The sequence below is a fragment of the Oleiphilus sp. HI0067 genome, from assembly GCF_001635735.1.
Genome location: NZ_LWFI01000822.1, coordinates 1 through 3,342, shown reverse-complemented (window position 1 = coordinate 3,342; position 3,342 = coordinate 1). Strand labels below are relative to the sequence as shown.

General features: G+C 49.2%; 2 tRNA genes and 2 rRNA genes. All 4 read left to right on the top strand.

The features are described 5' to 3' along the window. Positions 1-362: 362 nt before the first annotated feature. A 16S ribosomal RNA gene (locus A3739_RS08780) occupies positions 363-1,896 on the top strand. A gap of 64 nt (positions 1,897-1,960) precedes the next feature. Continuing rightward, positions 1,961-2,037, top strand: a tRNA-Ile gene (locus A3739_RS08775). Positions 2,038-2,063: 26 nt separating this feature from the next. Beyond that, positions 2,064-2,139 (top strand) — tRNA-Ala (locus A3739_RS08770). Between the two features lie 308 nt (positions 2,140-2,447). Continuing rightward, a 23S ribosomal RNA gene (locus A3739_RS08765) occupies positions 2,448-3,342 on the top strand; the annotation flags it as partial.

The following is a 3,342-nucleotide window of genomic DNA, read 5'->3' as shown; positions in this document are numbered from 1 at the left end:
AAAGGGTTGGAAATAAGCGAGAAGTTAACACCTAATTTTGAGTTTGATTTCAATAAGTTAGTTGCTTAGAAAATTAAATTCAGAAAGTTAAGAAAAGGTGTTGACAATCAACTGAGGCTCTGTAGAATACGCGCCTCGCTTGAGGGAACGGAAACGGTCATCAAGCAACGATCTTTAAAAATTAGCCAAGCAATTCGTGTGGGCGCTGACTGAGATGATGTCACGTAAAGCACTGAAGACATTAAGTTTTTGGGTGCTATTAAGAGATTATCAAGTCAACGTTCTGTGAATTCATTTATTGTAATTACAGTAGTTTTACTTGAGACAAATTTAGTTGTCCTTCGGGATGACACTTGAAGATTAAACTGAAGAGTTTGATCATGGCTCAGATTGAACGCTGGCGGCAGGCTTAACACATGCAAGTCGAGCGGTAACAGATCTAGCTTGCTAGATGCTGACGAGCGGCGGACGGGTGAGTAACGCGTAGGAACCTGCCCAGTAGTGGGGGATAGCCCGGTGAAAACCGGATTAATACCGCATACGCTCTACGGAGGAAAGGGGGCTTCGGCTCTCGCTATTGGATGGGCCTGCGTGAGATTAGCTAGTTGGTGAGGTAATGGCTCACCAAGGCGACGATCTCTAGCTGGTCTGAGAGGATGATCAGCCACACTGGGACTGAGACACGGCCCAGACTCCTACGGGAGGCAGCAGTGGGGAATATTGCACAATGGGCGCAAGCCTGATGCAGCCATGCCGCGTGTGTGAAGAAGGCTTTCGGGTTGTAAAGCACTTTCAGTAGGGAGGAAGGCCTCGTAGTTAATACCTGCGAGGATTGACGTTACCTACAGAAGAAGCACCGGCTAACTCAGTGCCAGCAGCCGCGGTAATACTGAGGGTGCGAGCGTTAATCGGAATTACTGGGCGTAAAGCGCGCGTAGGCGGCTTACTAAGCCAGATGTGAAAGCCCCGGGCTCAACCTGGGAACTGCATTTGGAACTGGTTCGCTAGAGTACAGTAGAGGGTGGTGGAATTTCCAGTGTAGCGGTGAAATGCGTAGAGATTGGAAGGAACATCAGTGGCGAAGGCGGCCACCTGGACTGATACTGACGCTGAGGTGCGAAAGCGTGGGGAGCAAACAGGATTAGATACCCTGGTAGTCCACGCCGTAAACGATGTCTACTAGCCGTTGGGGAACTTGATTCCTTAGTGGCGCAGCTAACGCACTAAGTAGACCGCCTGGGGAGTACGGCCGCAAGGTTAAAACTCAAATGAATTGACGGGGGCCCGCACAAGCGGTGGAGCATGTGGTTTAATTCGATGCAACGCGAAGAACCTTACCTGGTCTTGACATCCTGCGAACTTTCTAGAGATAGATTGGTGCCTTCGGGAACGCAGTGACAGGTGCTGCATGGCTGTCGTCAGCTCGTGTTGTGAAATGTTGGGTTAAGTCCCGTAACGAGCGCAACCCTTATCCTTATTTGCCAGCACTTCGGGTGGGAACTCTAAGGAGACTGCCGGTGACAAACCGGAGGAAGGTGGGGACGACGTCAAGTCATCATGGCCCTTACGACCAGGGCTACACACGTGCTACAATGGTAGATACAAAGGGACGCTAAGCCGCGAGGTGGAGCTAATCCCAGAAAGCCTATCGTAGTCCGGATTGGAGTCTGCAACTCGACTCCATGAAGTCGGAATCGCTAGTAATCGTGAATCAGAATGTCACGGTGAATACGTTCCCGGGCCTTGTACACACCGCCCGTCACACCATGGGAGTGGATTGCACCAGAAGTAGTTAGTCTAACCTTCGGGGGGACGATTACCACGGTGTGGTTCATGACTGGGGTGAAGTCGTAACAAGGTAGCCCTAGGGGAACCTGGGGCTGGATCACCTCCTTAAACGAAACGTGCACGTTTCGGTCAGAGTTCACACGAATTGCTTGGTTGAGATTTAAAGAACAATAGGCCTGTAGCTCAGGTGGTTAGAGCGCACCCCTGATAAGGGTGAGGTCGGCAGTTCAAGTCTGCCCAGGCCTACCAATTATCAGAAGGCCGAGTCCAGAGATGGGGCTATAGCTCAGCTGGGAGAGCGCCTGCCTTGCACGCAGGAGGTCAGCAGTTCGATCCTGCTTAGCTCCACCAATTTCTGTTCATAACTAAAGATATTCAAAGCGTTGCTTTGAGTGTTTTTAGTTCTGATCAGAGAATCAGAATGTTCTTTAACAATTTGGAATGTGATAGTAGAAACGTTGTTAGTAGTTGTGATGACTATTAATAACATTGCTAAGGTTATTTGTTTTGCCATATATCAGCGGCAAAACATTTAACTCGGATAATGTAAGAAATGAGATTCATATCAAGCGTTATTCGGCGAAACGTTACGATTGGTCGTGTATGACACAAAGACTGGGATGGTAAAAGGTCGTCCTGGAGGACTCTTTGGGTTATATAGTCAAGCGACTAAGCGCATACGGTGGATGCCTTGGCAGTCAGAGGCGATGAAGGACGTAGAAACCTGCGATAAGCGTTGGGGAGCTGGTAAACGAGCTTTGATCCAACGATTTCCGAATGGGGAAACCCAACCGTCATAAGACGGTTATCTTGCACTGAATACATAGGTGTAAGAAGCGAACCCGGAGAACTGAAACATCTAAGTACCCGGAGGAAAAGAAATCAACCGAGATTCCCTTAGTAGCGGCGAGCGAACGGGGAACAGCCGATAATTAAAGTTGTAGTGGAACACTCTGGAAAGTGTGGCGATAGAGGGTGATAGCCCCGTACACGAAGCAGCTTTAGTTACATATTAAGTAGGACGGGACACGTGTTATCTTGTCTGAAGATGGGGGGACCATCCTCCAAGGCTAAATACTCCTGACTGACCGATAGTGAACCAGTACCGTGAGGGAAAGGCGAAAAGAACCCCTGTGAGGGGAGTGAAATAGATCCTGAAACCGTATGCGTACAAGCAGTGGGAGCAGACTTGTTCTGTGACTGCGTACCTTTTGTATAATGGGTCAGCGACTTAATTTTAGTAGCAAGGTTAACCGTATAGGGGAGCCGTAGGGAAACCGAGTCTTAATAGGGCGCACAGTTGCTAGGATTAGACCCGAAACCGAGTGATCTATCCATGAGCAGGTTGAAGGTTAGGTAACACTGACTGGAGGACCGAACCCACTGTCGTTGAAAAGCCAGGGGATGACTTGTGGATAGGAGTGAAAGGCTAATCAAACTCGGAGATAGCTGGTTCTCCTCGAAAGCTATTTAGGTAGCGCCTCGTGTATCACCCTAGGGGGTAGAGCACTGTTTGGGCTAGGGGGTCATCCCGACTTACCAACCCCATGCAAA